The 26,241-nt window shown below is 68.1% G+C and carries 29 protein-coding genes; 15 read left to right on the top strand and 14 right to left on the bottom strand.

What is annotated here, in order from left to right; translation table 11 throughout:
- Positions 1-6: 6 nt before the first annotated feature.
- From QTI68_RS35685 to QTI68_RS35675, 3 genes are all read left to right on the top strand, one after another.
- On the top strand, positions 7-564 hold the full coding sequence (locus QTI68_RS35685; RefSeq protein ID WP_286528803.1) for an RDD family protein: 558 nt from the start codon (positions 7-9) through the stop codon (positions 562-564).
- Positions 561-950, top strand: coding sequence for a diacylglycerol kinase (locus QTI68_RS35680; RefSeq protein WP_286528801.1), 390 nt, complete (start codon positions 561-563; stop codon positions 948-950). The genes QTI68_RS35685 and QTI68_RS35680 overlap by 4 nt, the downstream gene beginning before the upstream one ends.
- Positions 951-1,095: 145 nt before the next feature.
- Positions 1,096-1,689, top strand: coding sequence for an LOG family protein (locus QTI68_RS35675; RefSeq protein WP_286528942.1), 594 nt, complete (start codon positions 1,096-1,098; stop codon positions 1,687-1,689).
- Between the two features lie 9 nt (positions 1,690-1,698).
- Here the strand turns inward: QTI68_RS35675 and QTI68_RS35670 are convergent, their stop codons facing one another.
- Positions 1,699-2,037 (bottom strand): P-II family nitrogen regulator, encoded by a 339-nt coding sequence (locus tag QTI68_RS35670; protein WP_286368035.1) that lies wholly within the window; start codon positions 2,035-2,037, stop codon positions 1,699-1,701.
- Positions 2,034-3,728, bottom strand: a complete 1,695-nt coding sequence (locus tag QTI68_RS35665) for an NAD+ synthase (protein ID WP_286528799.1) — start codon at positions 3,726-3,728, stop codon at positions 2,034-2,036. The genes QTI68_RS35670 and QTI68_RS35665 overlap by 4 nt, the downstream gene beginning before the upstream one ends.
- Positions 3,729-3,835: 107 nt before the next feature.
- Here QTI68_RS35665 and QTI68_RS35660 point away from each other — a divergent pair, with 107 nt between their 5' ends.
- Both QTI68_RS35660 and QTI68_RS35655 read left to right on the top strand, forming a co-directional pair.
- The gene (locus tag QTI68_RS35660) at positions 3,836-4,777 is read left to right on the top strand and encodes a DMT family transporter (protein WP_286528797.1); all 942 of its coding nucleotides are present in this window, start codon (positions 3,836-3,838) and stop codon (positions 4,775-4,777) included.
- A 10-nt stretch (positions 4,778-4,787) separates the two neighbouring features.
- Entirely contained in the window at positions 4,788-5,969 is a 1,182-nt protein-coding gene (locus QTI68_RS35655) for a GNAT family N-acetyltransferase (protein ID WP_286528795.1), read from the top strand.
- A gap of 51 nt (positions 5,970-6,020) precedes the next feature.
- Here the strand turns inward: QTI68_RS35655 and ppa are convergent, their stop codons facing one another.
- Entirely contained in the window at positions 6,021-6,548 is a 528-nt protein-coding gene (gene ppa / locus QTI68_RS35650) for an inorganic diphosphatase (RefSeq protein WP_286528793.1), read from the bottom strand.
- A 253-nt stretch (positions 6,549-6,801) separates the two neighbouring features.
- Here ppa and QTI68_RS35645 point away from each other — a divergent pair, with 253 nt between their 5' ends.
- Entirely contained in the window at positions 6,802-9,318 is a 2,517-nt protein-coding gene (locus QTI68_RS35645) for a sodium-translocating pyrophosphatase (RefSeq protein ID WP_286528792.1), read from the top strand.
- Positions 9,319-9,341: 23 nt separating this feature from the next.
- Here the strand turns inward: QTI68_RS35645 and QTI68_RS35640 are convergent, their stop codons facing one another.
- The 4 genes from QTI68_RS35640 to QTI68_RS35625 all read right to left on the bottom strand — a co-directional run bounded on the left by QTI68_RS35640 (position 9,342) and on the right by QTI68_RS35625 (position 12,364).
- Entirely contained in the window at positions 9,342-9,908 is a 567-nt protein-coding gene (locus QTI68_RS35640; protein ID WP_286528790.1) for a hypothetical protein, read from the bottom strand.
- 232 nt (positions 9,909-10,140) lie between these two features.
- On the bottom strand, positions 10,141-10,386 hold the full coding sequence (locus tag QTI68_RS35635) for a hypothetical protein (RefSeq protein ID WP_286528788.1): 246 nt from the start codon (positions 10,384-10,386) through the stop codon (positions 10,141-10,143).
- Entirely contained in the window at positions 10,379-10,726 is a 348-nt protein-coding gene (locus QTI68_RS35630; protein ID WP_286528786.1) for a hypothetical protein, read from the bottom strand. The genes QTI68_RS35635 and QTI68_RS35630 overlap by 8 nt, the downstream gene beginning before the upstream one ends.
- A gap of 60 nt (positions 10,727-10,786) precedes the next feature.
- Positions 10,787-12,364 carry a phospholipase D family protein gene (locus QTI68_RS35625; protein WP_286528784.1) on the bottom strand — a complete coding sequence of 526 codons (1,578 nt, stop codon included), beginning with the start codon at positions 12,362-12,364 and terminating at the stop codon, positions 10,787-10,789.
- An 89-nt stretch (positions 12,365-12,453) separates the two neighbouring features.
- On the opposite strand from QTI68_RS35625, the gene QTI68_RS35620 reads away from it, so the two are divergent.
- From QTI68_RS35620 to QTI68_RS35590, 7 genes are read left to right on the top strand one after another with little or no spacing between them, the layout of a single operon-like run.
- The gene (locus QTI68_RS35620) at positions 12,454-13,008 is read left to right on the top strand and encodes a peroxiredoxin (RefSeq protein ID WP_503011796.1); all 555 of its coding nucleotides are present in this window, start codon (positions 12,454-12,456) and stop codon (positions 13,006-13,008) included.
- Positions 13,009-13,024: 16 nt separating this feature from the next.
- Positions 13,025-14,458: an aldehyde dehydrogenase family protein gene (locus tag QTI68_RS35615; RefSeq protein ID WP_286528782.1), complete on the top strand. Its 1,434-nt coding sequence runs from the start codon at positions 13,025-13,027 to the stop codon at positions 14,456-14,458.
- A 60-nt stretch (positions 14,459-14,518) separates the two neighbouring features.
- On the top strand, positions 14,519-15,280 hold the full coding sequence (locus QTI68_RS35610; protein ID WP_286528781.1) for an SDR family oxidoreductase: 762 nt from the start codon (positions 14,519-14,521) through the stop codon (positions 15,278-15,280).
- A gap of 59 nt (positions 15,281-15,339) precedes the next feature.
- Entirely contained in the window at positions 15,340-16,458 is a 1,119-nt protein-coding gene (gene moaA / locus QTI68_RS35605) for a GTP 3',8-cyclase MoaA (protein WP_286528779.1), read from the top strand.
- Positions 16,455-17,105 carry a molybdenum cofactor guanylyltransferase MobA gene (gene mobA / locus QTI68_RS35600; RefSeq protein ID WP_286528777.1) on the top strand — a complete coding sequence of 217 codons (651 nt, stop codon included), beginning with the start codon at positions 16,455-16,457 and terminating at the stop codon, positions 17,103-17,105. The genes moaA and mobA overlap by 4 nt, the downstream gene beginning before the upstream one ends.
- Before the next feature lie 13 nt (positions 17,106-17,118).
- Positions 17,119-18,426 (top strand): molybdopterin molybdotransferase MoeA, encoded by a 1,308-nt coding sequence (moeA, locus tag QTI68_RS35595; RefSeq protein ID WP_286528776.1) that lies wholly within the window; start codon positions 17,119-17,121, stop codon positions 18,424-18,426.
- Positions 18,427-18,461: 35 nt separating this feature from the next.
- A complete protein-coding gene (locus QTI68_RS35590) occupies positions 18,462-18,953 on the top strand; it encodes a Crp/Fnr family transcriptional regulator (protein ID WP_286528773.1) in 492 nt (163 codons plus the stop codon).
- 12 nt (positions 18,954-18,965) lie between these two features.
- Here the strand turns inward: QTI68_RS35590 and rnhA are convergent, their stop codons facing one another.
- A complete protein-coding gene (gene rnhA, locus QTI68_RS35585) occupies positions 18,966-19,415 on the bottom strand; it encodes a ribonuclease HI (protein WP_286509015.1) in 450 nt (149 codons plus the stop codon).
- Positions 19,412-20,206, bottom strand: a complete 795-nt coding sequence (locus tag QTI68_RS35580; protein ID WP_286528771.1) for a class I SAM-dependent methyltransferase — start codon at positions 20,204-20,206, stop codon at positions 19,412-19,414. Before QTI68_RS35580 ends, rnhA begins: the two co-directional genes overlap by 4 nt.
- On the opposite strand from QTI68_RS35580, the gene QTI68_RS35575 reads away from it, so the two are divergent.
- Both QTI68_RS35575 and QTI68_RS35570 read left to right on the top strand, forming a co-directional pair.
- Entirely contained in the window at positions 20,205-20,558 is a 354-nt protein-coding gene (locus QTI68_RS35575) for a hypothetical protein (protein WP_286528769.1), read from the top strand. The genes QTI68_RS35580 and QTI68_RS35575 overlap by 2 nt on opposite strands.
- Complete coding sequence (locus QTI68_RS35570; protein WP_286528767.1) at positions 20,555-22,129, top strand: transglycosylase SLT domain-containing protein; 1,575 nt, start codon at positions 20,555-20,557, stop codon at positions 22,127-22,129. The genes QTI68_RS35575 and QTI68_RS35570 overlap by 4 nt, the downstream gene beginning before the upstream one ends.
- Here the strand turns inward: QTI68_RS35570 and QTI68_RS35565 are convergent.
- The 5 genes from QTI68_RS35565 to QTI68_RS35545 all read right to left on the bottom strand — a co-directional run bounded on the left by QTI68_RS35565 (position 22,126) and on the right by QTI68_RS35545 (position 26,190).
- A complete protein-coding gene (locus QTI68_RS35565; RefSeq protein WP_286528765.1) occupies positions 22,126-22,959 on the bottom strand; it encodes an ABC transporter permease in 834 nt (277 codons plus the stop codon). The two genes, QTI68_RS35570 and QTI68_RS35565, sit on opposite strands and share 4 nt — an antisense overlap.
- A 265-nt stretch (positions 22,960-23,224) precedes the next feature.
- On the bottom strand, positions 23,225-24,043 hold the full coding sequence (locus QTI68_RS35560; protein WP_286528764.1) for an ABC transporter ATP-binding protein: 819 nt from the start codon (positions 24,041-24,043) through the stop codon (positions 23,225-23,227).
- A gap of 50 nt (positions 24,044-24,093) precedes the next feature.
- Positions 24,094-25,128: an ABC transporter substrate-binding protein gene (locus QTI68_RS35555; protein ID WP_286528762.1), complete on the bottom strand. Its 1,035-nt coding sequence runs from the start codon at positions 25,126-25,128 to the stop codon at positions 24,094-24,096.
- A gap of 121 nt (positions 25,129-25,249) precedes the next feature.
- A complete protein-coding gene (gene recR, locus QTI68_RS35550; RefSeq protein WP_286528760.1) occupies positions 25,250-25,840 on the bottom strand; it encodes a recombination mediator RecR in 591 nt (196 codons plus the stop codon).
- Between the two features lie 17 nt (positions 25,841-25,857).
- Entirely contained in the window at positions 25,858-26,190 is a 333-nt protein-coding gene (locus tag QTI68_RS35545; RefSeq protein ID WP_012747441.1) for a YbaB/EbfC family nucleoid-associated protein, read from the bottom strand.
- Positions 26,191-26,241 lie beyond the last annotated feature (51 nt).

The following is a 26,241-nucleotide window of genomic DNA, read 5'->3' as shown; positions in this document are numbered from 1 at the left end:
TCGTCGATGGCATCCACACTCTCCGGCCCGACCGGACCGCACACGGCTGCCGGCGGCGACGCCGCGTCCCCGCTGCCGGGCACGCCCGGTCTCTGGCGCCGCATGGCCTGCTGGCTCTACGAAGGCATGCTGCTGTTCGCGGTGGTGTTCGTCGCCGGCTGGCTCTTCAGCACCCTGGGCCAGATGCGTGACGCGATGGATTCGCGCCGGCATCTGCTGCAGGCCTTCCTGTTCATCGTCTTCGGCGTCTACTTCGTCTTTTTCTGGGCCAAGGGCCAGACCCTGGCCATGAAGACCTGGGGCATCCGCGTGGTCGACCGCCGGGGCCGGGCGTTGAGCCAGGGCCGGGCGCTGCTGCGCTACCTGCTCAGCTGGGTCTGGTTCCTGCCGCCGCTCGCGCTCATCGCGCCGTTCAAGCTCGGCGGCGGCGAAGCCTCCGTGCTGGTCCTCGGCTGGGTGGCGGTCTGGGCCCTGCTGGCGCGTTTCCATCCCGAGCGCCAGTTCTGGCACGACGCCTGGGCCGGCACCCGGCTGATCACCTCCAAGCCGATGAGCCGGCGATGAACGGCTCCGATCCGGTCAATCCGCAGGCCCTGCGGCGCGGCATCCAGCGCGTCTGGCACGCCGCGTTGATCTCGGTGAACGGCTTTCGCGCCGGTTGGCGCGAGGCCGCCTTCCGCGAAGAAGTGGCCTGCGCCGTCGTCATGGTCCCGGCCGCCTTCTGGGTCGGCCGCAGCTGGGTCGAGGTGGCGCTGCTGGTCGCCACAGTGGTGCTGGTGCTGATCGTCGAACTGCTCAACAGCGCGATCGAAGCCGCCATCGACCGCATCGGGCCCGAATGGCATTCGCTGTCGAAGGCCGCCAAGGACCTGGGCAGCGCGGCGGTGCTGCTGTCGATCCTGCTGTGCGTTGGCGTCTGGCTGGCCGCCTTGTGGCAAAAATTCTTCTAGTCAATTGAGGACAGAGCAAAAACTGCTGCGCAGTTTGTTGGTCTGTCCCACAAGGTCTCAGGAAGTCGAGGACAGAGCAAAAACTGCTGCGCAGTTTCTTGGTCTGTCCCGCAAAGTCTCAGGCCCGCGGCATGATCGGGGGATGATGACTTCCCCCTCTTTCTCGATTTGCGTCTATTGCGGCTCGCGTCCCGGCGAGCGCCCTGAATTCACCGCCGTGGCGCAGGCGGTCGGCCGCTGGATCGGCGAGCGCGGCGGCCAGCTGGTCTACGGCGGCGGCCGCACCGGCCTCATGGGCACCGTGGCCGAGGCCACCCGCGCGGCCGGCGGCCGGGTGGTCGGCATCATTCCCAAGGCCCTGGTCGACAAGGAACTCGCCAACCGCCAGAGCGACGAGCTGCACGTGGTCGACACCATGCACGAGCGCAAGGCCATGATGGGCGAACGCGCCGACGCCTTCCTGGCCCTGCCCGGCGGCATCGGCACCTTCGAGGAACTGTTCGAGATCTGGACCTGGCGCCAGCTCGGCTACCACGACAAGCCGGTGGGCATCCTGAACGCCGGCGGCTACTACGACGGCATGCTCGCCTTCCTGGCGGAGAGCGTCCGCGCGGGCTTCATGAACGACTGGCAGATGACCCTGGTGCGCACCGGCACCGACGCCCCCGCCCTGCTCGAGTCCCTGGCCGACGAAGCCCGGCGTCACCCCAAGGGCGACAAGCTCGCAGAAGTCCTGTAGCGCGCGAGCCTAGACAGCGGCTTCGTCTTCTTCGCCGGTGCGAATGCGCACCACGCGTTCGACGTTGGTGACGAAGATCTTGCCGTCGCCGATCTTGCCGGTGCGCGCGGCGCTGACGATGGCGTCGACGCAGCGTTCGACGTCGGCCTCGTTGACGACCACCTCGACGCGCATTTTCGGCAGGAAGTCGACCACGTACTCGGCACCGCGGTAGAGCTCGGTGTGGCCCTTCTGGCGGCCGAAGCCCTTGACCTCCGTGACGGTGAGTCCGGTGACGCCGACCTCGGCCAGGGCCTCGCGCACGTCATCGAGCTTGAACGGTTTGAGGATGGCGGTGATTTGCTTCATACGGTCTTTCTTCCGGCGGTTTCGTTGAACTTGCTGGTGATAGGGTAGCGCCAATCCTTGCCGAAGCTGCGATGGGTGACGCGGATACCCACCGGCGCCTGGCGCCTTTTGTACTCGTTGATCTTGATGAGGCGCGCCACCCGCTCGACGACGGCGCGCTCGTAGCCGGCGGCGATGATTTCGTCGATGCCTTCGTCGTCTTCCATGTAGCGCGCCAGGATGCCGTCCAGGATGTCATAGGGCGGCAGGCTGTCCTGGTCGGTCTGGTCGGGCCGCAGCTCGGCGCTGGGCGGCCGGGTGATGATCCGCTCGGGGATCGGCGCGGTGCCGGTGCCGTAGGGGTCGTGCGCGTTGCGCCAGCGCGCCAGGGCGAACACGGTGGTCTTCAGCAGGTCCTTGATGACCGCGAATCCGCCCGCCATGTCGCCGTACAGCGTGCAGTAGCCGGTGGCCATCTCGCTCTTGTTGCCGGTGGTCAGCACGATCGAGCCGAACTTGTTCGACAGCGCCATCAGCAGGGTGCCGCGGATGCGGGCCTGCAGGTTCTCTTCGGTCGTGTCCTCGGCCAGGCCCTTGAACTCCTCGGCCAGCGCGCCGCGGAAGGACTCGAAGGTGTGCTTGATGGATATCTCGTCATAGCGCACGCCGAGCCGCTTGGCCATCTCGCGGGCGTCGATCCAGCTGATGTCGGCGGTATAGGGCGAGGGCATCATCACGGCCCGCACGCGGTCCTTGCCGAGCGCGTCGACCGCGATCGCCAGCACCAGCGCCGAATCGATGCCGCCCGACAGGCCGAGGATGGCGCCCGGAAATCCGTTCTTGCCGATGTAGTCGCGCACGCCCACGACCAGCGCATCCCAGAGCTGGGCCTCGGGCGCGCGCGGTGCGGCGACAGCGCCCTCGCTGCGCACGAAGCCGACGCCGGTCGCGCGCCGTTCGAGCTGGGCGAAGACCAGGCGCTCCTGGAAGCTGTCGGCCTGCAAGACCCTGGCGCCGTCGGCCTCGAGGGCGAAGGAGGCGCCGTCGAACACCACCTCGTCCTGGCCGCCCACCAGGTGCGCGTAGACCAGCGGCAGCCCCACCGCGGTGGCGCGCTCGGCCATGCGCGCGACCCGCTCGCCCTCCTTGCCGACATGGAAAGGCGAGGCATTGATGACCGCGAGGATCTCGGCGCCGCCGTCCTTGGCGAGCTGGGCCGGGGCGTCGAACCAGGCGTCCTCGCAGATCAGCAGGCCGACCCGGATGCCACCGGCCTCGAACACGCAGACGCCCTCGCCCGGTGTGAAGTAGCGGCGCTCGTCGAACACCTGGTAGTTCGGCAGTTCGCGCTTGGCGTAGGTGTCGAGGATGCGGCCTTCGCTGAGCACGCTGGCGGCGTTGTGGCGCAGTTGCACCGCGACCGACCGGCTGCGCAGGCTGCCGCCCGTGGGATGTCCCACCACCACCACCATGCCGTCGAGGTCGGCCAGTTCGGCGGCCACGGCGCGCACCGCGTCGTCGCAGGCAGTGACGAAGGCCGGCCGCAGGAACATGTCCTCGGCGGCATAGCCGCAGATCGACAGTTCGGGCGTGAGCAGCAGGCGCGCACCCTGTCCATAGGCGTCGCGGGCCGCGTCGACGATCTTGCGGGCGTTGCCGGCGAGGTCGCCCACGACGAAATTGAGCTGCGCGATGGCGAGTTTCAGGGTCATGTCGATGTAGAAAAAAGGCTGGTCGATTATGTCATCGGCCTTCGAATCCCATGGCTTGCGGACCACGTTCCACACGCCGCGGCGCGGGCTGTTACCCTCGACGGGCGATGCGCACAGGTTCTTCTTCCCCCAGCTTCTCCGACGCCGTTGCGCCCCGGCCCCAGGGCCGGGCCTACCTGCTGCTGGTACTGGCGACGCTGACCTGGGGCGCCAATGCGGTGGCGGCCCGGCTGGCGGTGGGCGAGGTCTCGCCGATGATGCTGACCTTCTCGCGCTGGATCGTCTGCTGCCTCGCACTGGCCCTGAGTTCGCGGCGCGAGATCTCGACGCACTGGCGGGCCTTGCGGCCGTCCTGGCGCTCCATCGCCTTGATGGGCACGCTCGGCTTCACCGGCTTCAACGCCCTCTTCTACGCCGCGGCGCACCACACCACCGCCATCAACATCGCGATCATCCAGGGCACCATTCCGGTGCTCGTGCTGCTGGGCGGTTTCATCTTCTTCGGCAGCCGGATCGGCCTGCTGCAGATCATCGGCGTGCTGGTGACGCTGACCGGCATCGTGGTCGTGGCATCGCGCGGGCAGTTCGCGCTGCTGGCCGGCCTCGCCTTCAACATCGGCGACCTCTGGATCGTGCTGGCGTGCCTGCTGTATGCCGGCTATGCGCTCGCGCTGCGCAACCGGCCGGCGGTGCCGGCCATCGTCTTCTTTGCCGCGATGGCGGCGGTGGCGGCCCTGACCTCGGTGCCGCTGGTGGTGGCCGAGATCGTCACCGGCCATTTCTTCATGCCGACCGCCACCGGCGTCGCCCTGATCGTCTTCATCGGCCTGCTGCCGAGCTTCGTCTCGCAGATCTTCTTCATCCAGGCGGTCGAGGCGATCGGGCCGGCGCGCGCCGGGCTGTTCCTGAACCTGGTGCCGATCTTCGGCCCGCTGCTGGCGGTGCTGGTCCTCGGCGAGCCGCTCTCCGCCTACCACGCGCTCGCATTGGCGCTGGTGCTGGGCGGCATCTACATCGCCGAGACCTTCGGGCCCGGCAAGCAACGCTGACCCCACGCCCTTGACCACGCCGATCGTCCGCATCCACCGTTCGCCGTCCGAGATCGACGCCGCCGACTGGGACGCGCTGCTGGCCCTGCAGCCTGCGCCCTCCCCGTTCATGCGCCACGCCTACCTGGCCGCGCTCGACGCCAGCGCCAGCGCCTCGCCGGCGAGCGGCTGGACGCCGCAGTTCGTCACGCTCTGGCGCGGCAAGCAGTTGATGGCGGCCTGCCCGCTCTACATCAAGGACCATTCGTACGGCGAGTACGTGTTCGACTGGGCCTGGGCCAACGCCTACGAGCAGCACGGGCTGGCCTATTACCCGAAGGCGGTCTGCGCGGTGCCCTTCACGCCGGTGCCGGGGACGCGCCTGCTGGCCCGCGATGCCGAGAGCCGCGCCTTGCTGGTGCAGGCCCTGGTCGCCTGGTGCAAGGAGGAGGAACTGTCGTCGCTGCACCTGTTGTTCGGCGTCGACGAGGACATCGCGGCCTGTTCGGAAGCCGGCCTGATGCTGCGCCACACGGTCCAGTTCCACTGGGACAATGCCGACTGGCCAAGCTTCGACGCCTTCCTCGCCAGCCTCGCCCACGACAAGCGCAAGAAGATTCGCCAGGAACGCCGCAAGGTGCACGACGCCGGCGTCTCCTTCCGCTGGTCGCGCGGCACCGACATCCGCGCGGCCGACTGGGACTTCTTCTACCGCTGCTATGCCCGCACCTATCGCGAGCACGGCAATCCGCCCTACCTGAACCGCGACTTCTTCCATCGCATGGCCGCGGACATGCCCGAGGCCTGGCTGCTGTTCATCGCCGAGCGCGAGGGCAAGCCGATCGCATCCAGCCTGATCGCGCTGTCGGCGGGGCCCGGCGGCGGGGACGACTCGCCCGCGCCGCGGGTCGCCTACGGCCGCTACTGGGGTGCGCTCGAACGGGTCGACTGCCTGCATTTCGAGGCCTGCTACTACCAGCCGCTGCAGTGGTGCATCGAGCACGGTGTGCGTCGCTTCGAGGGCGGCGCCCAGGGCGAGCACAAGATGGCGCGCGCGCTGATGCCGGTGCGCACCACCAGTGCCCACTGGCTGGCCCACCCGGCCTTCGCCGACGCGGTCGAGCGCTTTCTGGAGCGCGAAGGCGCAGGCATCGAGAACTACCTGGACCACCTGGGCGAACGCAGCCCGTTCCGCCACACTGCGTCCGAATGAAAAAACGCCCCGCGGCCGAGATCGCGGGGCGTTGATTTGCTACGGCGGCGTTTACTTCTTGTAGTTCGCGATGCCGTCCATGATTTCCTTCTTGGCGGCATCGATGCCTTCCCAGCCGAGCACCTTGACCCACTTGCCGGCCTCGAGATCCTTGTAGTGCTCGAAGAAGTGCGTGATGGCCTTCAGGCGCATCTGGTTCACGTCTTCCACCGTCTTCCAGTGGCTGTAGATGGGCAGCACCTTGGTGGTCGGCACGGCCAGCACCTTGCCGTCGACACCGGCCTCGTCTTCCATCATCAGGATGCCGATCGGGCGGCACGGCACCACCACGCCGGGCACCAGCGCCCAGGGCGTGATCACCAGCACGTCGACCGGATCGCCGTCGCCCGACAGCGTCTGCGGCACGTAGCCGTAGTTGGTCGGGTAGTGCATCGCGGTGGTCATGAAGCGGTCGACGAAGATCGCGCCCGATTCCTTGTCGACTTCGTACTTGATCGGGTCGGCGTTCATCGGGATTTCGATGACGACATTGAAGGCTTCGGGGGCGTCTTTGCCGGGGGAAACTTGGCCGAGGGACATGGTCTGACTTGGAGTAGTTGAAAGTGTTAGCGGGATGCGGACAAACCCGAAGTTTACTTTCCATGTCATCGGACAGTCGCACACAAAGCCGTTTTTGCCTGTAAATTGCCCACGTTGGCCAATCGGTCCCTGCCTTTCACAGCGCCGGGGCTTCGAGGAAGCAACGCGGCGGAAGCACTGTCCCGTACGCGTTGCGCACAGGGTCCGGCTTTCGTCTCCATTAGTTACAACGAACGACTGGAGAAGCAACGGCATGACTGGCAACACCCCTCTCGTCCTTGCCATGGTTTGCGGCCTGGTGGCCGTGGCCTATGGATTCTGGGCGCGCAGCTGGATTCTTTCGAAAGACCCGGGCAACGCCCGAATGCAGGAGATCGCGGCCGCGATCCAGACCGGCGCCGCGGCCTACCTCGCGAAGCAATACCGCACCATCGCGGTCGTCGGCCTGGTGCTGGCGATCCTGATCGCCCTCTTCCTCGACTTCACCACGGCCGTGGGATTCGTGATCGGCGCCGTGCTCTCCGGCGCCTGCGGCTTCATCGGCATGAACGTCTCCGTGCGGGCCAACGTGCGCACCGCGCAGGCCGCCACGCAAGGCATCGGCCCGGCCCTCGACGTCGCCTTCCGCGGCGGCGCCATCACCGGCATGCTGGTGGTCGGCCTGGGCCTGCTGGGCGTGTCGGGCTTCTATTGGTTCCTGGCCGGCAACGGCAGCCTGACGCCGGACAAGAGCCTGGCCAGCCTGCTCAACCCACTGATCGGCTTCGCCTTCGGCTCTTCGCTGATCTCGATCTTCGCCCGCCTCGGCGGCGGTATCTTCACCAAGGGCGCCGACGTCGGCGCCGACCTGGTCGGCAAGGTCGAGGCCGGCATCCCCGAGGACGATCCGCGCAACCCGGCCGTGATCGCCGACAACGTGGGCGACAACGTCGGCGACTGCGCCGGCATGGCGGCCGACCTGTTCGAGACCTACGCCGTGACCTTGATCGCCACCATGGTGCTCGGTGCGCTGATGGTGACGGCGGCGCCGGTCAACGCGGTGCTTTATCCGCTGGCGCTGGGCGGCGTGTCGATCATCGCGTCGATCATCGGCTGCTTCTTCGTCAAGGCCTCGCCGGGCATGGTCAACGTGATGCCGGCGCTCTACAAGGGGCTGGCGGTGGCGGGCATCCTGTCGCTGATCGCCTTCTGGTTCGTCACCGCCTGGCTGATCCCCGACAACGCGATCGCCGCCAGCGGCAGCCAGCTGAAGCTGTTCGGCGCCTGCTTCGTCGGCCTGGCGCTGACCGCAGCGCTGGTGTGGATCACCGAGTTCTACACCGGCACGCAGTATTCGCCGGTGCAGCACATCGCGCAGGCCTCGACCACCGGCCACGGCACCAACATCATCGCCGGCCTCGGCGTCTCGATGCGGTCCACCGCCTGGCCGGTGATCTTCGTCTGCATCGCGATCCTGGCCTCCTACACGCTGGCCGGCCTCTACGGCATCGCGGTCGCCGCCACTGCGATGCTGAGCATGGCCGGCATCGTGGTCGCGCTCGACGCCTACGGCCCGATCACCGACAACGCCGGCGGCATCGCCGAGATGTCGGAGCTGCCGGCCAGCGTGCGCGACATCACCGACCCGCTCGATGCCGTGGGCAACACCACCAAGGCCGTGACCAAGGGCTACGCGATCGGCTCGGCCGGCCTGGCAGCGCTGGTGCTGTTCGCCGACTACACCCACAAGCTCGAGAGCTACGGGCTCGCCATCAGCTTCAACCTGAGCGACCCGATGGTGATCGTCGGCCTCTTCATCGGCGGCCTGATCCCCTACCTCTTCGGCGCCATGGCCATGGAAGCCGTGGGCCGCGCGGCCGGCTCGGTGGTCGAGGAGGTGCGCAGGCAGTTCCGCGAGATCCCCGGGATCATGGAAGGCACCGGCAAGCCCGAGTACGGCCGCGCCGTGAGCATGCTGACCGGCGCCGCGATCAAGGAAATGATGATTCCTTCGCTGCTGCCGGTGGTGGTGCCGATCCTGGTCGGCCTGCTGCTCGGACCCAAGGCCCTCGGCGGGCTGTTGATGGGCACCATCGTCACCGGCCTGTTCGTCGCGATCTCGATGTGCACCGGCGGCGGCGCCTGGGACAACGCCAAGAAGTACATCGAGGACGGCCACCATGGCGGCAAGGGCTCGGAGGCGCACAAGGCCGCGGTCACGGGCGATACCGTGGGCGATCCCTACAAGGACACGGCCGGCCCGGCGGTCAACCCGCTGATCAAGATCATCAACATCGTGGCGCTGCTGATCGTGCCGCTGGTGGTCAAGTTCCACGCCGGCGATGCGGGTGCGATGACGGCGCCCACCATGGCCCCGCCGCCGGCCAGCGCGCCGGCCGCACCGGCCGCACCGTCACCGGGCCCTGCCGCGGCAGCGCCCGCTGCGGCGCCGGTCGCCGACGGCGGCGCCTCGATCAAGTCCGAGGGCGGCGTGGTCAAGTTCTACTTCGCCACCAACAGCGCCGAAGTGCCCGCCGGATCCAGCGCGGCGCTGGCCGATGTCGTGAAGGCAGTGCAGAGCGGGGGCCGGGTGCTGGTGAGCGGCTACCACGACGCCACCGGCGACCCCGAGAAAAACGCCGAACTCGCCAAGCAACGTGCGATGGCCGTGGGTGCCGCGCTCAAGATCGCCGGCGTGCCCGAAGACAAGCTCGAACTCGCCAAGCCGGCCCAGACCCAGGCCGACGGGCCGCCGGCCGAAGCGCGCCGGGTCGAAGTCAAGCTGCAGTAAGGCCCTGCCCTCGGCCTCGACGCTCAGTTGAGGCTGGCGCGTTGCACCGGCAGCGCGCCCTGCTCGGTGCGCAGCGGCACGCCCTGCAGGGTGTCGAAATCCGACGGCGCCTCGGGCACGCGCATTTCCTCGAGCTCATGCAGCGAGGCGACCCAACGACCGGCGGCGGACTCCGCCGGCTCGTCGTTGGTGAAGATGCCGTCGCGGATGTAGAAGGTCTCGCCCGCCGGGCGCTCCATGTGCAGCTCGATGAGGCGCGCGATCGGGAAGGTGTAGGTGACCAGCTTTTCCTTCGTCTTGCGGTCCTTGGCACCGCAATTGAAGAAGCCTTCGGCAGCGATCACGATGCACGATCCTTCGACCGAGCTGTCGATGTCGCCCCCGCAGCGCCAGATGGCGGTCGGCAGCCGAACGCGCACCTTGTCGATGACCAGGTCGCGCTGTTTGTTGAGTGCATTGAGCGGAGGCACCAGCGAACGCAACTGCCGCAGGCGTTCGGCAAAGTTGTCGTCGATGCAGAACTCGACATGGTGCGTCGCGCCACCCGAGCGCTTGACGACCTGCATGATGACGTGACGCAGCTGGCTCACAGAGGCCGTCCTTTCGCAAGCATTCGAGTCAGTTTCGACCCGTTGCAGGCAATGGGTTTCATTGGAAGCATTGAATCTACTTAATTAGAACTTAGGTATTGGGCACAATCTGCTGCACCAATTGTTTCTAACTGTAGTCCGAATTGCCTTCAATGGATAGGCAACACGAAGTATTAAATTGACTCAATCAATTGCCAATGAGCGGCCGATAGCCGGCCGCCGGCTCGCCGTCTCAGGCGCCGCCGGAAGCTTCCACCAATTCGTCGAGCGCCTTGCAGGACGGCGCGCAGACGGTCTGCGACTTGCCCAGCAGCTGCCGGGTGCGCATTTGCGAGCGGACCCGATGCTTGCCGCACATGAAGCAGGACATGGTGGCGCCGCTGAACGAGGCCGAGGCCCGGAACGGCGAGCCGGGTGCCTTGGCCTTGTAGCGCAGCCCGTCGGCCACCACGGCGGTCTTGACCTCGGCCTTACTCATGGGCGGCTTCCGGTCCAACGCCGTGCATGGCGCGTTCGATCGCCTTCCGGGCGGCCAGTTCGCCGGCCAGCGAGGCGTCGAGCGCCGAGCGGCAGAGGCCGGCGTGCTGGTAGTTGAGGTTTTCGTACACCTCGGAGGCGGCCGGATAGGCATCCAGCAGCCGGCCCAGCTCGGAGCCGGGCTCGGAGTCGCGGAATTGCTCGACCAGGTGCGTCACCACCGACCGGTATTGCTCGGGGCCTACCGGCACGGCGCTGTGTTCCAGCCGCTCGAGGAGCTGGGCCAGGACATGCGTGACGGCCAGGTCGGCCTTGTGCGCGGGGGTGTGGGTAGCGTTCATGCACAGCATGTGGGGCGGTGCCGAAGGATTGCAAGGGCGTGAAAGAACCATCCCCCGAGCCTACAACAGCATCTCCGGCACGATCGGGGCGATCAGCGAATTGTAGAAACGCTTGAAAAAGCTGGATTCCGGTTCCGAGTGGAGGATCATCTCTTTTTCGCCGTCGGTGGTGAGCCATTCGAGGGCGCCGGTGTCTTTGTCCAGCCGCAGGCGGTAGGAGTTCTGCAGCTTGCTGATGTTGATCACGCGCAGCATTTCGCGCGCCAGCTGGGGGCTGTCGACCACCACGCCCATTTCGGTGTTCTGGGTCGCCGAGCGCGGGTCCAGGTTCATCGAGCCGATGAAGATGCGCCGCCGGTCGATCGCGGCCGTCTTGGCATGCAGCCGGCCGAGCGAGTTGCCGAACATGTCGAAGCGCTTGTTGGCGGTGGTGCGCTCGGGGCTCAGCTCGTAGAGGTCGGCGCCGCTGGCGAGCAGGCGCTCGCGGTAGCGCGCATAGCCGGTGTGGACCAGCGGCTCGTCATTGGCGGCCAGGGAATTGGTCAGCAGCGTCAGCTTGACCTTGCGCCGCGACAGGTCCTCGAACGCGGCCATCCCCTTCTCGCCCGGCACCAGGTAGGGCGAGGTCAGGTCGACCTCGAACCGCGCATCCATCAGGAGGCCCCAGACCTTCATGGTCACGCTGGTCGCGAGCGCCTCGTCGGCGCTCATCGTGGCCGGTTTGGTCGGCGGATCGGCCACCGCATGCGCCTCGCCCCACAGCAGGCCCATGCGACCGCCGTCGAGCTCCTCGGTGATCGGCCCGTAGCCAAGCACGTCCGAGGGCGGCAGCTCGACCTTCGGCGCCGGGGAACTCATGCCGATCCAGGCATCGAAGTCGTCCGGGCCGGGCGGACGACCGCCGGGTCCGCGCACGATCTCGGCAATCGGCCAGACCTGTTCGGCGTTCCAGTAGGCGTCGAAGATCGCCTCGAGTTCGGCCACCACCCGGCCGACCACTAGGGCGTCCATGTCGATGAAGTTCTGCGCCTGGCTGAGAACGAAGTACTCGTCCGCGATGTTGCGCCCGCCGACCACCGCCACCACGCCGTCGGCGATGAAGAGCTTGTTGTGCATGCGGTGGTTGAGCCGCGCGATGTCCTGCGGCGAGGCGATGAAGCGCGACAGGAAGCCGTCGCGGCCGCAGCAAAAGGGGTTGAAGAGCCGCACCTCCACGTTGGGCGTGTGCGACAGCGCCAGCAGCGGCTGCTGGCTCTTGGCGGTGTAGAGGTCGTCGACCAGCACCCGCACCTTGACGCCGCGGGCGGCGGCTTCGCGCACGGCGCGCATCAAAAGCCGTCCGGTGGCGTCGTTCTCGAGCTGGTAGTACTGCACCACCAGCGATTGCTGGGCCCGCTGGGCGAGCTGGATGCGGGCGTCGAGCGAATAGACGCCCAGCGGCATCAGCCGGAATCCCGACTGCTCCCCCGGCGGCGTCGAATCGGCCACGATCTTGGCCAGCCGGGTCGATCGGTCGGGCGCCGCGGCGTAATCGGCCGGACGGTCGCGGGCGATCGGCAGCGAGCCGCAGGCACCCAGCAGCGCGATGCCGGCCGCGACCAGCGCCAGGCGAAGCCAGCGGTCCAGGTCAATCCTCATGTCGTGTGTGCTTTCGTGGCGGCGGGCGGGCGTCATGGACCGCGGCATGCAGTCCTAGAATTCGAAACGCTTCCACCCGGGGTTACATCATGACGTTCTCGATCAGCGCGCGCGCAATTTTCATGGCGGCCGCCGCCATGCTGGCCCTGCCGGCCGTCGCCGCGCTCGACATCGGGGACCCGGTGCCGAAATTCACGGCCAACGCGGCGCTCGGCGGCAAGACCTTTCGCTATTCGCTCGCCGATGCGCTGGCCAAGGGGCCGGTGGTGCTCTACTTCTTTCCGGCGGCGGACTCGACCGACTGCTCGATCGAGGCCCACGCCTTCGCCGAGGCCATCGATCAGTTCGCGGCGCTCGGCGCCACGGTGATCGGGGTGTCGGCCGATGACATCGACACGCTGGCGAAGTTCTCGGTCAAGTCCTGCCAGAGCCGGTTTCCGGTCGCGTCCGACGAGGCCAAGACCGTGATCGAGGGCTTCGACGCCCTGATGCAGACCCGCCCGGATTTCGCCAATCGCCTGTCCTACGTGATCGCGCCCAGCGGCAAGGTGGCCTACTACTATCAGAACCTGAATCCGGACAAGCACGTCGAGCGCATGCTCAATGCGCTCCGGGCCTTGCCGAAGGCGACGCCTTCGCGCTGACCTTAAGATTTGCCCCATGCAACTCAACTACATCGGCAACGAAAACGTTGCTTCCTCCTCCGGCCGCACGCTGCCGGTGATCGACCCCTCGGACGGCCAGCCCTTCGACGAACTGCAGCGCAGCAATGCCGCCGACATCGACGCCGCGGTGCAGGCGGCGCGCCATTGCTTCGAGACCGGTTGGCACAAGGTCAGCGCGGCCGAGCGCGGCCGGCTGCTCTACAAGCTGTCGCAGAAGATCGCCGAGCATGTCGACGAGCTGGCGCTGATCGAGCAGCGCGACTGCGGCAAGCCGGTCAAGCAGGCGCGCGCCGATGCGCTCGCGCTGGTGCGCTACTTCGAGTTCTATGCCGGCGCCTGCGACAAGCTGCACGGCGAGACGATTCCCTACCAGGACGGCTACAGCGTCTTCACCTGGCGCGAGCCGCACGGGGTCACCGGCCACATCATCCCGTGGAACTACCCGATGCAGATCTTCGGGCGCAGCGTCGGCGGCGCCCTGGCCGCGGGCAACGTCTGCGTGGTGAAGCCGTCCGAGGACGCCTGCCTGTCGCTGATCCGGGTCGCCAAGCTGGCGGCCGAGGCCGGCTTTCCGCCGGGTGCGCTGAACATCGTCACCGGCCTGGGCCACGAGGTCGGCGACGCCCTGGCGCGGCACCCGGGCATCGACCACATCAGCTTCACCGGCAGCCCCAAGGTGGGCACGCTGATCCAGCAGGTGGCCGCCGAACGGCATTGCCCGGTGACGCTCGAGCTCGGCGGCAAGAGCCCGCAGATCGTGTTCGCCGATGCCGACCTGGGCGCGGCGATCCCGGTGCTGATCAACGCGATCGTGCAGAACGCAGGCCAGACCTGCTCGGCCGGCTCGCGGGTCCTGATCGACCAGGCCATTTACGAGCCGCTGCTGCAGCGCCTCGGCCACGCCTTCGAGGCGCTTCGGGTCGGCCCGGCGGCGATGGACCTCGACGTCGGCCCGCTGATCCGCCAGACGCAGCAGCAGCGCGTCTGGGACTTTCTCTCGGACGCCCATGTGGCCGGCATTCCGATGGTGGCGCAGGGCGTGGTGGTCGACGAGGCGCCCCAGGCCGGTTTCTACCAGGCCCCTACCCTGCTGCGCGACGTGCCGGTGGCCCACCGCCTGGCGCAGGAGGAAGTGTTCGGCCCGGTGCTGGCCGCGATGCCGTTCCGCGACGAGGACGAGGCCGTGGCGCTGGCCAACGCCACGCAGTTCGGGCTGGTCGCGGGCATCTGGACGAACGATGGCGGACGGCAGTTCCGGATGGCCAAGCGCGTGAAGAGCGGCCAGGTGTTCATCAACAACTACGGCGCCGGCGGCGGTGTCGAACTGCCCTTCGGCGGCGTCAAGTCCTCGGGTTACGGGCGCGAAAAGGGCTTCGAGGCGCTCTACGGCTTCACCACCCTCAAGACCGTGGCCGTCAAGCACGGCTGAACGCGAGGGCCGGGCCGGCCGATACACTGGCCGGCTGCACTTTATTTCGAGGAGACACCTGTGCGCGTCAAGGACAAATCCATCATCGTGACCGGTGCCGGCGGCGGCATCGGCGAGGGCATCGCGAAGCGGCTGGCGGCCGAGGGCGCGCAGGTCATCGTCAACGACATCAACCAGGCGCTCGGCGAACAGGTGGTCGAGGCCATCCTGCGCGACGGCGGCCGGGCCTCGTTCTTCGCCGCCGACGTCACGAAGTCCGAGCCGATGAAGGCCCTGGTCGATGCCGCCGTGCAGCGCCACGGCAAGCTCGACGTGATGGTCAACAACGCCGGCTGGACCCACCGCAACCGGCCCGCGCTGGAAGTCAGCGAGGACGAGTTCGACCGCTGCTATTCGGTCAACGTCAAGAGCATCTACCTGTCGACGATCCATGCAGTGCCGGCCTTCCGGGCCAACGGCGGCGGATCGTTCATCAACATCGCCTCGACCGCGGGCGTGCGGCCCCGCCCGGGCCTCACCTGGTACAACGGCTCCAAGGGCGCCGTGATCACGACCAGCAAATCGCTGGCGGCCGAACTCGGACCCGACAACATCCGGGTCAACTGCATCAACCCGGTGTTCAACCCGGACACCGGCCTGGCGGCCGAGTTCGCCGGCGGTCCGGTCACCGAAGAGCGCAAGGCCAAGTTCCGCGCCACCATCCCGCTGGGCCGCTTCTCGACCGCGCTCGACGTCGCCAACGCGGCGCTCTACCTGGCCAGCGACGAAGCCTCGTTCATCAGCGGGGTCTGCATCGAAGTCGACGGCGCCCGCTGCGTCTGAACCGGCGCCAAGGCCTTGCAGCGGTATCAGGCCGGGCGATGCGGTAAATTGGCCCTCCCATGAGTTCGCAGCATGTCGTCAAAATCGCCGAGATCGGTCGCGCGCCCCGCGCCGCGCCGGCCGCGCCCGCCGTGGCGGCCACCGGCGTGCTGCTCGACCGGCTGGCCCGGCCGCTGACCGACCTGCGCATCAGCGTCACCGACCGCTGCAACTTCCGCTGCAGCTACTGCATGCCGAAGGAAGTGTTCGACAAGGACTACCAATACCTGCCCCACAGCGCGCTGCTGAGCTTCGAGGAGATCACCCGGCTGGCGCGCCTGTTCGCCAGCCACGGCGTGCGCAAGATCCGGCTCACCGGCGGCGAGCCGCTGCTGCGCAAGAACCTCGAGGTGCTGGTCGAGCAACTCGCCGCGCTGCGCACGCCGCAGGGCCAGCCGCTGGACCTCACGCTGACCACCAACGGATCCTTGCTGGCGCGCAAGGCGGGCGCCTTGAAGGCCGCCGGCCTGAATCGGGTGACCGTCAGCCTCGACGGCCTCGACGACACGGTGTTCCGGCGCATGAACGACGTCGACTTCCCGGTCGCCGAAGTGCTGGCCGGCATCGAGGCCGCGAAGGCGGCAGGCCTGGGCCCGATCAAGGTCAACATGGTGGTCAAGCGCGGCACCAACGAGCAGGAGATCCTGCCGATGGCGCGCCACTTCCGCGGCAGCGGCGTGGTGCTGCGCTTCATCGAATACATGGACGTCGGCGCCACCAACGGCTGGCGCATGGACGAAGTGCTGCCATCGGCCGAGGTGGTGCGCCGCGTCGGCGCCGAATTCCCGCTCGTGCCGCTGGAAGCCAGCGCCCCCGGGGAAACCGCACAACGCTGGGCCTACGCCGACGGCGGCGGCGAGATCGGCGTCATCAGCAGCGTGACCCAGGCCTTCTGCCACGACTGCAGCCGGGCCCGCCTGTCGACCGAAGGCAAGCTCTACTTGTGCCTGTTCGCGAGCCAGGGACACGACCTGCGGCCGCTCTTGCGCGGCGATGCCGACGACGCGCAGATCACCTCCGCGCTCGGCCACATCTGGCAGGGCCGCAGCGATCGCTACTCCGAGCTGCGCGCGTCGCGGGTCCCCGACACCGATGCCGGCGCGGCGCGCCGGGTCGAGATGAGCTACATCGGCGGATGAGCGCACCGGCCCCCATCGTCGCCAGCGAAATCACCGGCCTCGTTCTCGCCGGCGGGCGCGGCTCGCGCATGGGCGGCGTCGACAAGGGCCTGCAGAACTTCAACGGGACGCCCCTGGCGCTGCATGCGGTGCTGCGGCTGGGTCCGCAGGTCGGCCAGGTGCTGGTCAACGCCAATCGCAACCTGGCCGCCTACGAATCCTTCGGCGTGCCGGTCTGGCCCGACGGGCTGGCCGACTATGCTGGCCCGCTGGCCGGCTTCCTGACCGGGCTGGAGCGCTGCGAGACGCCCTACCTGCTCACCGTGCCGTGCGACACCCCGCTGTTCCCGCTCGACCTCGCCAGCAGGCTGGCGGCGGCCCTGGCGTCCCACGAAGCGGACATCGCGATGGTCTCCGCGCCCGAGGCCGCGGGTCCGCCGGGTGCCTCGGCGGCGCTGTTCCCGCAGCCGGTGTTCTGCCTGCTGCGCGCCACGCTGCTCGACAGCCTGGTGCGCTTCACCCAGGACGGCGGCCGCAAGATCGACAAATGGACCGCGCAGCACCACACCGTGCTGGTGCCCTTCGATCGCCCGGGCGACGCCGCCGACGCCTTCTTCAATGCCAACACGCTGGCCGAGTTGCAGACGCTCGAGCGCCAGCGTTCGTGAGGCCTCTCCCGTCATGAGCCGAATCGCCGAAATCGCCGCCGCGCTGGCGGGCTACGACCCCAAGGCGCTGGGTGTCGATGCCGTGCAGGCCTTCCTGGCGCAGCTGGCCGAGCCGGCGATCGTCACCGAGGTCGAGCGCCTGGCCCTGCGGGATGCGCTCGGACGGGTGCTGGCCGAGGACATCGTCTCGCCGGTCAGCGTGCCGCCGCACGACAACTCGGCCATGGACGGCTTCGCCTTCGACGGCGCGCAGCTCGAAGCGGCCGGCGACACCGCGCTGAGCCTGCGGGTGGTCGGCACCGCCCTGGCCGGCGCCGCCTGGCGCGGCGCGTCGGGCACCGGCGACGCCGTCAAGATCATGACCGGCGCCGTGATGCCGGCCGGCCTCGACACCGTGATCCCGCAGGAGTTCTGCACGGTCGAAGGCGACCGGGTGAGCTTCCCGGCCAAGGCGCTGCGACGCGGCGACAACCGCCGCTTCGCCGGCGAAGACCTGATGCAGGGCCAGCCGGCGCTGCGGCGCGGCCAGATCGTCACCCCGGCCGCGCTCGGCATGGTGGCCAGCCTCGGGTTGCCGATGGTGCCGGTGCTGCGGCGCCTGCGCGTCGCCTACTTCTCCACCGGCGACGAGATCCTGAGTCTTGGCGAGCTTCCGCGCGAAGGCGCGGTCTACGACAGCAACCGCTACACGGTGTTCGGCCTGCTGACGCGGCTGGGGTGCGAGGTGATCGACCTCGGCCTGGTGCGCGACGACCCGGCGGCGCTCGAATCGGCGCTGCGCCGCGCCGCCGCGCAGGCCGACGCCATCATCACCAGCGGCGGCGTCAGCGTCGGCGAGGCCGACCACACGCGCGCCGTCATGCAGCGGCTCGGCGACATGGCGTTCTGGCGCGTCGCCATGCGGCCCGGCCGGCCGATGGCGGTCGGCCTGATCCCGGCCCCAGGCGCACCCCGCGGGCCGGCCGTGCTGTTCGGGCTGCCGGGCAACCCGGTCGCCGTGATGGTCACTTTTCTTGCCTTCGTGCGCCCGGCGCTGCTCAAGATGATGGGCTGCAACCCCGCCTGCGCCGCGCCGCCGCCGTTGCTGCGCGCCACCAGCGTCGACGCGATCCGCAAGAAGCCCGGACGCACCGAGTACCAGCGGGGCCGGGTCGAACAGGTGGCGGGTGCCTTGCCGCAGGTGCGCATCGCGGGCAACCAGGGCTCGGGCGTGCTGAGTTCGATGGTCGAGGCCAACGGCCTGGTGGTGCTGCACCACGACCAGGCCAGCGTGGCCCCGGGCGACACGGTCGACGTCATGATCTTCGACGGCGTGGTGTAAGGTCGGTCCCCGCCCTGGCCTCACCGGAGTTGCGCATGGCAGCGAGCAGGATCGAATTGTTGCAGCAGATGCCGATCTTCGGCGCCATTGCCGCGGACACCGTCGAGTTCCTGCTGGCGGCTGCGCCGGTGGTCGAGGTGCCGCGCGGGGGCTACTTCTTCCGCGAGGGCGAGCCCGGCCACGGCATGTTCGTGCTCGAGCGCGGCAGCGTGACCATCTCCAAGAGCTGGCAGCAGCACGAATTGCTCATCCGGCGCCTGGCACAGGGCGATTGTTTCGGCGAGATGGCGCTGCTCGACCTTTTCCCGCGTAGCGCCTCGGTCCGGGCCGACGTCGACTGCAGCGCGATCGAACTCACTTCCGCGAACCTGTACCGGGTGTTCGAGCGCGACGTCGAGCAGTTCGCGCTGATCCAGATGAACATCGCCCGCGAAATGAGCCGCCGCTTGCGGATCACGGACGATCTGCTCTTCAGGGCCAGCATGGGCGACGTGCCCGAGGCGCCGGAACGGCTGCTGCGGCGCTAGTGTGAACAGGCCCTAGATCCGGCCGAGCGCGCGCTCGACGCCCTTGTTGGCGAGCGCATCCGCGCGCTCGTTGCCCGGATCGCCCGAATGGCCCTTGACCCAGCGCCATTCGATCTGGTGGCCGCCCTCGGCCACCAGCTTGTCGAGCTGCTGCCAGAGCTCGACGTTCTTCACCGGCTGCTTGGTCGAGGTCCGCCAGCCCTTGGCCTTCCAGCCGCGGATCCACTCGGTGATGCCCATGCGCACGTACTGGCTGTCCAGGTAGAGGACGACCTTGCACGGGCGCTTGAGCGCGCCCAGGCCTTCGATCACGGCCTGCAGTTCCATGCGGTTGTTGGTGGTGTTGAGTTCGCCGCCGAAAAGTTCTTTTTCGGTGGCGCCCGACTTGAGCCATGCGCCCCAGCCGCCGGGACCGGGGTTGCCCTTGCAGGCACCGTCGGTGTAGATCTGTACTTCGTTCAAGAACCGCTTCCTTCTTCTAGCTGGCCGCCATTGTCGCGCCCCCGGTGCATCTTGCCGGCGATCGGCACCGGCGCACTGGCGCGCGATGCGGCGCGGCGCCAGTCGGCGCTCAGCAGCCGCAGCCCCCGCACGCGCTTCACGGCCACCAGGAAATAGACCGCACCGAAGATCGGCCACCAGCGCTCGCCGGCGGCATCGAACCAACGGCAGCGCTCCAGCCAGGCCTCGCTGCGGACCGCCGGCCGGTAGACGCCGAATCGCCCCGACTCGACCTCGAAGCTCAGCAGCCGCAGCCAGTCGCGCATGCGCCGGTAGCCGATGAAGTCACCGGCCTCGGGCAGGAACAGCTCGCCGAACCCGAGTCCGCGGTAGAGGTGGGCGCGCCGCTGCCGCATGCCCCAGAGGCTGGCCGGGTTCAGGCCGCAGATGACGACCCGCCCTTCGGGCACCAGCACGCGCTCGACCTCGCGCAGGGTCGCGTGGGGGTCCGGACTGAGCTCGAGCGTGTGCGGCAGCACCACGAGGTCGAGGCTGTTGGCCGGAAAAGGCAGGGCCGAAAAGTCGGTCCAGAGCGCGGGCGCGCCGGCCTGCGCCGGATCGGACAGCGCCAGCCAGCGGTGCGGCATTCGATTGGCACGCAGCCCCTGGACCTCGCTGAGGCCCAGCTGCAGCGCGTGGTAGCCGAACATGTCGGCCACCGCCTGGTCGAACTGGGCCTGCTCCCAAGCCAGCAGGTAGCGGCCCGGGGGGGTCTCGAACCAATCGTGCAAACCTATAATTTGACCGCTCATGACCCTCGTTCCGCTGCCCGCCCTTGCCGACAACTACATCTGGATGCTGCAGCAGGGGCGCAACGCGATCGAGGTCGACCCAGGGGATGCAACACCCGTGTTCGATGCACCCGGGCGCGAGCAACTGCAACTGGCCGCGATTCTAGTCACGCGCCCTCGCGCCGACGGCGTCGACGGTGTGGCGACGCACCATGGATACACACTTGCTAACCTGAGATTCGTGCAAAGCATGGAACCCCCCAAGCCGGATCCCACTCACTCCACGGCGCATTGCGACGCATTGCGTGCGCGCGGCGAGCCGCCACGGCCCCTGCTCGCTGCCCCGCACCAATGGAAGAACGATTTTCGATGAAATTTCTGCTAGCTGCCTGCCTCGCGGGCTCCCTGTTCCTGGCGGGCTGCGCCACAGGCACCGGTCCGTCGATGGATGGGTCGTCGTCCGGTGCCGCCTCGAGCGGTGGCTCGCCGGTCTACCCGCGCGGCAGCCTGACGCCGATCACCTCCGGCGACACCAAGTCGCGCCCCGTGGTCACGCTCGCCCCGCCGGTCGACATGTGGGACCGCATCCGCCGCGGCTTCAAGATGCCCGACCTCGACGGCGACCTGGTGCGCGATCGCGAGCAGTGGTATGCCACCCGGCCCGACTACATCCAGCGCATGACCGAGCGCTCCAACCGCTACATCTTCCACATCGTCGAGGAACTCGAACGCCGCGACATGCCGACCGAGATCGCGCTGCTGCCCTACATCGAGAGCGCCTTCAATCCGCAGGCCGTGTCGAGCGCGCGCGCCGCCGGCATGTGGCAGTTCATGCCGGCCACCGGCACCGACTACGACCTGAAGCAGAACATCTTCCGCGACGACCGCCGCGATGTGGTCGCCTCGACCCGGGCGGCGCTCGACTACCTGCAGCGGCTCTACGGCATGTTCGGCGACTGGCAGCTCGCGCTGGCGGCCTACAACTGGGGCGAAGGCAACGTGGCCAAGGCGATCGCCAAGAACCAGCGCGCCGGCCTGCCGGCCACCTACAGCGACCTGTCGATGCCGGCCGAGACCCGGCTCTACGTGCCGAAGCTGCAGGCCGTCAAGAACATCGTCGCCAATCCGGCGCGCTTCAACGTCGACCTGCCGCTGATCGCCAACCACCCCTACTTCCAGACCGTCACGCTCAAGCGCGATCTCGATGTCTCGCTGGCGGCCAAGCTGGCGGACGTGCAGATCGAGGACTTCCGGGCCCTCAATCCGTCGGCCCACAAGCCGGTGCTGCTGGCGGCCGGCACGCCCGAGATCCTTCTGCCGTGGGACAACGCCGCCGTGTTCCAGCGCAACTTCGAGGCCTACAGCCAGGGCCAGTACGCCAGCTGGACCGCCTGGACCGTGCCCTCGACCATGACCGTGGCCGACGCCGCGCAGCGCTCGGGCATGAGCGAGGCCGACCTGCGGGCCATCAACAACGTGCCGCCGCGCATGCTGATCAAGTCGGGCTCGACCTTGATCGTTCCGCGCAGCGCGCGGGTCCAGGAAGACGTCGCGGCGGTGGTCGCCGACACCGGGCAGCTGAGCTTCCAGCCCGAGATCGTCACCCGCCGCACGGTGATCAAGGCCGGGCGCCAGGACAGCGTCGCCAGCATCGCGCGGCGCTACCGGCTGAGCCCGGCCAGCGTGGCCGAATGGAACGACGTCAAGGCCAACCACACCTTCCAGCGCGGCTATGAAGTGGTGGTGTTCCTGCCGGTGCGGGCTGCGAAGGCCGCCGGCGTGGGCGCGGGCATCGGCCGCGCGCCGGTGCTCAAGAGCAGCGCCGTGGCGCCGCGTGGCGGCACGACCGCCAAAAGCTCGACCGCCAAGCTGACCAAGACGTCGAGCAGCAAGGAAGTCGTGCGCGAGAAGCGCGGCGGCACGCCGTCGAAGAAAAAGCGCTAGAGTTTTTCGGTCTCGCCGCTGCGAGGCTGCCATTTCATGAGCCGCTTCTCGAGCACGCCGACGATCGCATCGAGCAGCAGCGCGAAAGCGGTCAGCACCACGATGCCCGCAAACACCGTGTTGACGTCGAAGGTGCCCTCGGCCTGCAGGATCAGGTAGCCCACGCCGCGCGCCGAGCCCAGGTACTCGCCCACCACCGCACCCACGAAGGCCAGCCCGACCGAGGTGTGCAGGCTGGAGAACACCCAACTGGTGGCGCTCGGCAGATAGACCGTGCGCAGCAGCTGCCGCTGGCTGGCGCCGAGCATGCGCGCATTCGCCAGCACCACCGGGCTGACTTCGCGCACGCCCTGGTAGACGTTGAAGAAGACGATGAAGAACACCAGCGTGACCGCCAGCGCCACCTTGCTCCAGATGCCGAGGCCGAACCACAGCGCGAAGATCGGCGCCAGGATCACGCGCGGCATCGAGTTCGCCGCCTTGATGTAGGGATCGAAGACCAGGCTCGCGGTCGGCGCCAGGGCCAGCCAGAGGCCGCAGGCCAGGCCGAGCACGGTGCCGATCATGAACGCCAGCACGGTCTCGAGCAAGGTGGTGCCCAGGTGCAGGTAGATGTCGGCGTTGCCCGCCAGGCCATCGGGGAACAGCGGATTGGGCGGAATCGCGAACGGCATGAACCAGCTCCAGATCCGGCCGGCCACCTGAATCGGTTCGCCGACGAAGAAGGCAAACTGCTGGTTGCGCGACGCCAGCTGCCAGCCCGCAAGCAATGCGACCAGCACCGCCAGCTGCCAGAGGCGCGCATTGCTCTCGTCGGGCCGAAGCTTCATCTCGCCCCCAGGTTGCCCGGCACTTCGTGTCCGGCCGCCACCCCCCTGCCGGGGGCGCAGTCAGCGGCCCGGCAAAGCCGGTTCCGCGACTGCCCACGAATGGGCGCGCTGCGCGCAGCCGAAAAACAGATGCAGACCGGGTTGAGTTGGCCGGCGCAGCCAGGCCCCTTCGTGAAACACCGCGGAACTGGCTTTGCCAGGCCGCTGGTGTTGCCCCCGGTAGGGGGTGGGGGGCTACACGAAGTGAGCCAACCTGGGGGCGAGTTCATTCCACTGCCTTCTTCAACTGCTGCGCATAACCCTTGAGCACTTCGTCGCGCAGCACGTTCCAGATCTGCGTGTGAAGCTCGACGAAGCGCGGATGCACCCGGACCTCGGCGACGTCCCGCGGCCGCGGCAGGTCGATCTCGAACTCGCCGATCGGGTGGGTCGCAGGGCCGGCGGAGAGCACCACCACGCGGTCGCTCATCGCGATCGCCTCATCGAGATCGTGGGTGATGAAGAGCACCGCCTTTTTCTTCGCCGCCCAGAGATCCAGCACTTCGTTCTCCATCAGCTGCCGGGTCTGGATGTCGAGCGCGCTGAAGGGCTCGTCCATCAGGATGATGTCCGGATCGAGCGCCAGCACCTGTGCCAGCGCGGTGCGCTTGCGCATGCCGCCGGAGAGCTGGTGCGGATAACGGTCGCCGAAGCCCGCGAGGCCGACCCGCGCGAGCCAGGCCTCGGCCTGCTCCCTGGCCTGGGCATCGGGCACGCCACGGTACTGCAGGCCCACCTTCACGTTGTCCAGCGCGCTGCGCCAGGGCATCAGGGCTTCGCTCTGGAACATGTAGCCGGCACGCGTGTTGATGCCGGACAGCGGCTGGCCGAACACCCGCACCGAGCCCGACGAGGGTTCGAGCAGGCCGGCGCCGACATTCAGCAAGGTCGACTTGCCGCAGCCGGTCGGTCCGACCACCGAGACGAACTCGCCGTCGGCGATGCGCAGCGTGGAGTCCGCCACCGCGGTGTAGCGTTGGCTGTGGTCGTCTTTCGCGCGGAAGGTGCAGCGGATGTCGATCAGTTCGAGCGCGTGGGCGGCCATGGGCTTGGAAGAAAAAACCCGGCCTGGGCCGGGTTGCAGCGACACCGGGGTCAAGCTTTGAACTTGTCCTTGGCGCGCCGCGCAAATTCGTTGGTGTAGAGCTTCGCCAGGTCGATCTTGTCGGCCTTGACCGTAGGATCGAAGCTCGCGATCGCGGTGAGCGCGGTCTTGGGGCCGTCGGCCGGCACCAGTCCATCGACGGCGATGGCCTCGCGCACCTTGTCGAACGATGCAAGGTACAGCGCCCGGTCGCCCAGCAGGTAGGTCTCGGGCACGGTCTTGATGATGTCGCCCGGGCCGGCGGTCTGCAGCCACTTGAGGCCATGCACGATGGCATTGGCGAGCGCCTGGCAGGTGTTCGGGTTCTTCTGGATGAATTCCGACGAGGCATAGAGGCAGGCGGCCGGCATCAGGCCGCCGAACACCTCCTGAGTGCCCTTCAGCGTGCGGGTGTCGCTGATGATCTTTACGTCGCCCTTCTGCTCGAGCATGGTCATGACCGGATCGGTGTTGCTGATCGCATCGATCTGGCCCGAACGCAGCGCCGTCAGCGCGCCGGCGGCCACGCCGACGCCGATGTAGCTCACGTCGCTGGCCTTGAGCCCGCCGCGCGACAGCACCAGGTTGGCCACCATGTTGGTCGACGAGCCCGGCGCCGAGACCCCGATCTTGCGCCCCTTGAGGTCGGCGATGCCCGTGTAGCCGGGCATGTTCTTGGTCGACACGCCGATCGCGATCTGCGGCGCACGCCCCTGCAGCACGAAGGCCTGGAAGAACTGGTTCTTGGCCTGCAGGTTGATGGTGTGCTCGAACGCGCCCGAGCAGACATCGGCCGAGCCGCCGACCACCGCCTGCAACGCACGTGCGCCGCCGGCGAAGTCCGAGATCTCGACGTCGAGTCCTTCGGCCTTGAAGTAGCCGAGCTGCTCGGAGATGGTGAGCGGCAGGTAGTAGAACGCCGCCTTGCCACCGACCGCGATGGAGACCTTGGATTTTTCGAGCTTCGGCTGGCTATGGACCAGCGGCGCCCCGATCGCAGCGGCGCCCAGCGCTGCGGCAACGGTAAAGGTACGGCGATTGAGCATGAGTGGCGCCCGCGGGCTCTTTTCGTGTGATTCGAATCGAGCTTAGGGGCGGCCCCCTGCCCCTGCATCGGGAACATCCCGTGCGGGTTTTTACGTAAACTGAAAGGCCGTTGCCCGGCCCTCAGCGACGGTCGACCAGCGCATGCGCGATGGTGCCGAGATCGACGTATTCGAGCTCGCTGCCGGCCGGCACGCCGCGCGCCAGCCGGGTCACCGAAAGTCCGCGCTGTTTGAGCGCATCGCCGATCACATGGGCCGTGGCTTCGCCCTCGGCCGTGAAGTTGGTGGCGAGGATCACCTCGCTCACGGTGCCGTCGAGCGCGCGCGCGAACAGCTTCGCGAGTCCGATGTCGTTCGGCCCCACGCCGTCGAGTGGGCTCAGCTTGCCCATCAGCACGAAGTAGTAGCCGCGGAATACGCCGGTGCGCTCGAGCGCAGCCTGGTCGGCCGGGGTCTCGACCACGCACAGCTTGGTGCCGTCGCGCCGGGCGTCCTGGCAGACGCTGCAGACCTGGCCTTCCGTGAAGGTGTTGCAGCGCTCGCAGTGGCGCACGTTGCTGGCCGCCTGCTGCAGGGCGCGCGCGAGCATCAGCGTGCCTTCGCGGTCGTGCTGCAGCAGGTGGAAAGCCATGCGCGAGGCCGACTTGGCGCCGACGCCGGGCAACCGGCGCAGCGCCTCGACCAGCGCATCGAGCGAACTGGAATCCGCCATCGAGGACCGATGGAGGCTCAGAACGGCAGCTTCATGCCGGGCGGCAGGCCGGGCATGCCGGCGGTCAGCTTGCCCATCTTCTGCTCGCTGGTTTCCTCGGCCTTGCGCACGGCGGCATTGAAGGCTGCGGCCACCAGGTCTTCGAGCATGTCCTTGTCGTCGGCCAGCAGGCTGGGGTCGATCGTGATGCGCTTGACGTCGTGCTTGCAGGTCATGACGACTTTCACGAGACCGGCACCCGATTCGCCTTCGACCTCGATGGTGGCCAGTTCTTCCTGGGCCTTCTTGAGGTTGTCCTGCATCGCCTGCGCCTGCTTCATGAGGCCGGCCAGTTGTCCTTTGTTGAACATGGGGGATCCTGTTTGTCGATCGTTGAAAAAAAGAGTCTAGTCAGTTGAGGA

It is taken from the genome of Variovorax sp. J31P207, from assembly GCF_030316965.1.
Taxonomy (GTDB): Bacteria; Pseudomonadota; Gammaproteobacteria; order Burkholderiales; family Burkholderiaceae_C; genus Variovorax; species Variovorax ginsengisoli_B.
Note: the sequence above shows the minus strand (reverse complement) of the source record. Positions and strands in the feature narration are given on the sequence as shown.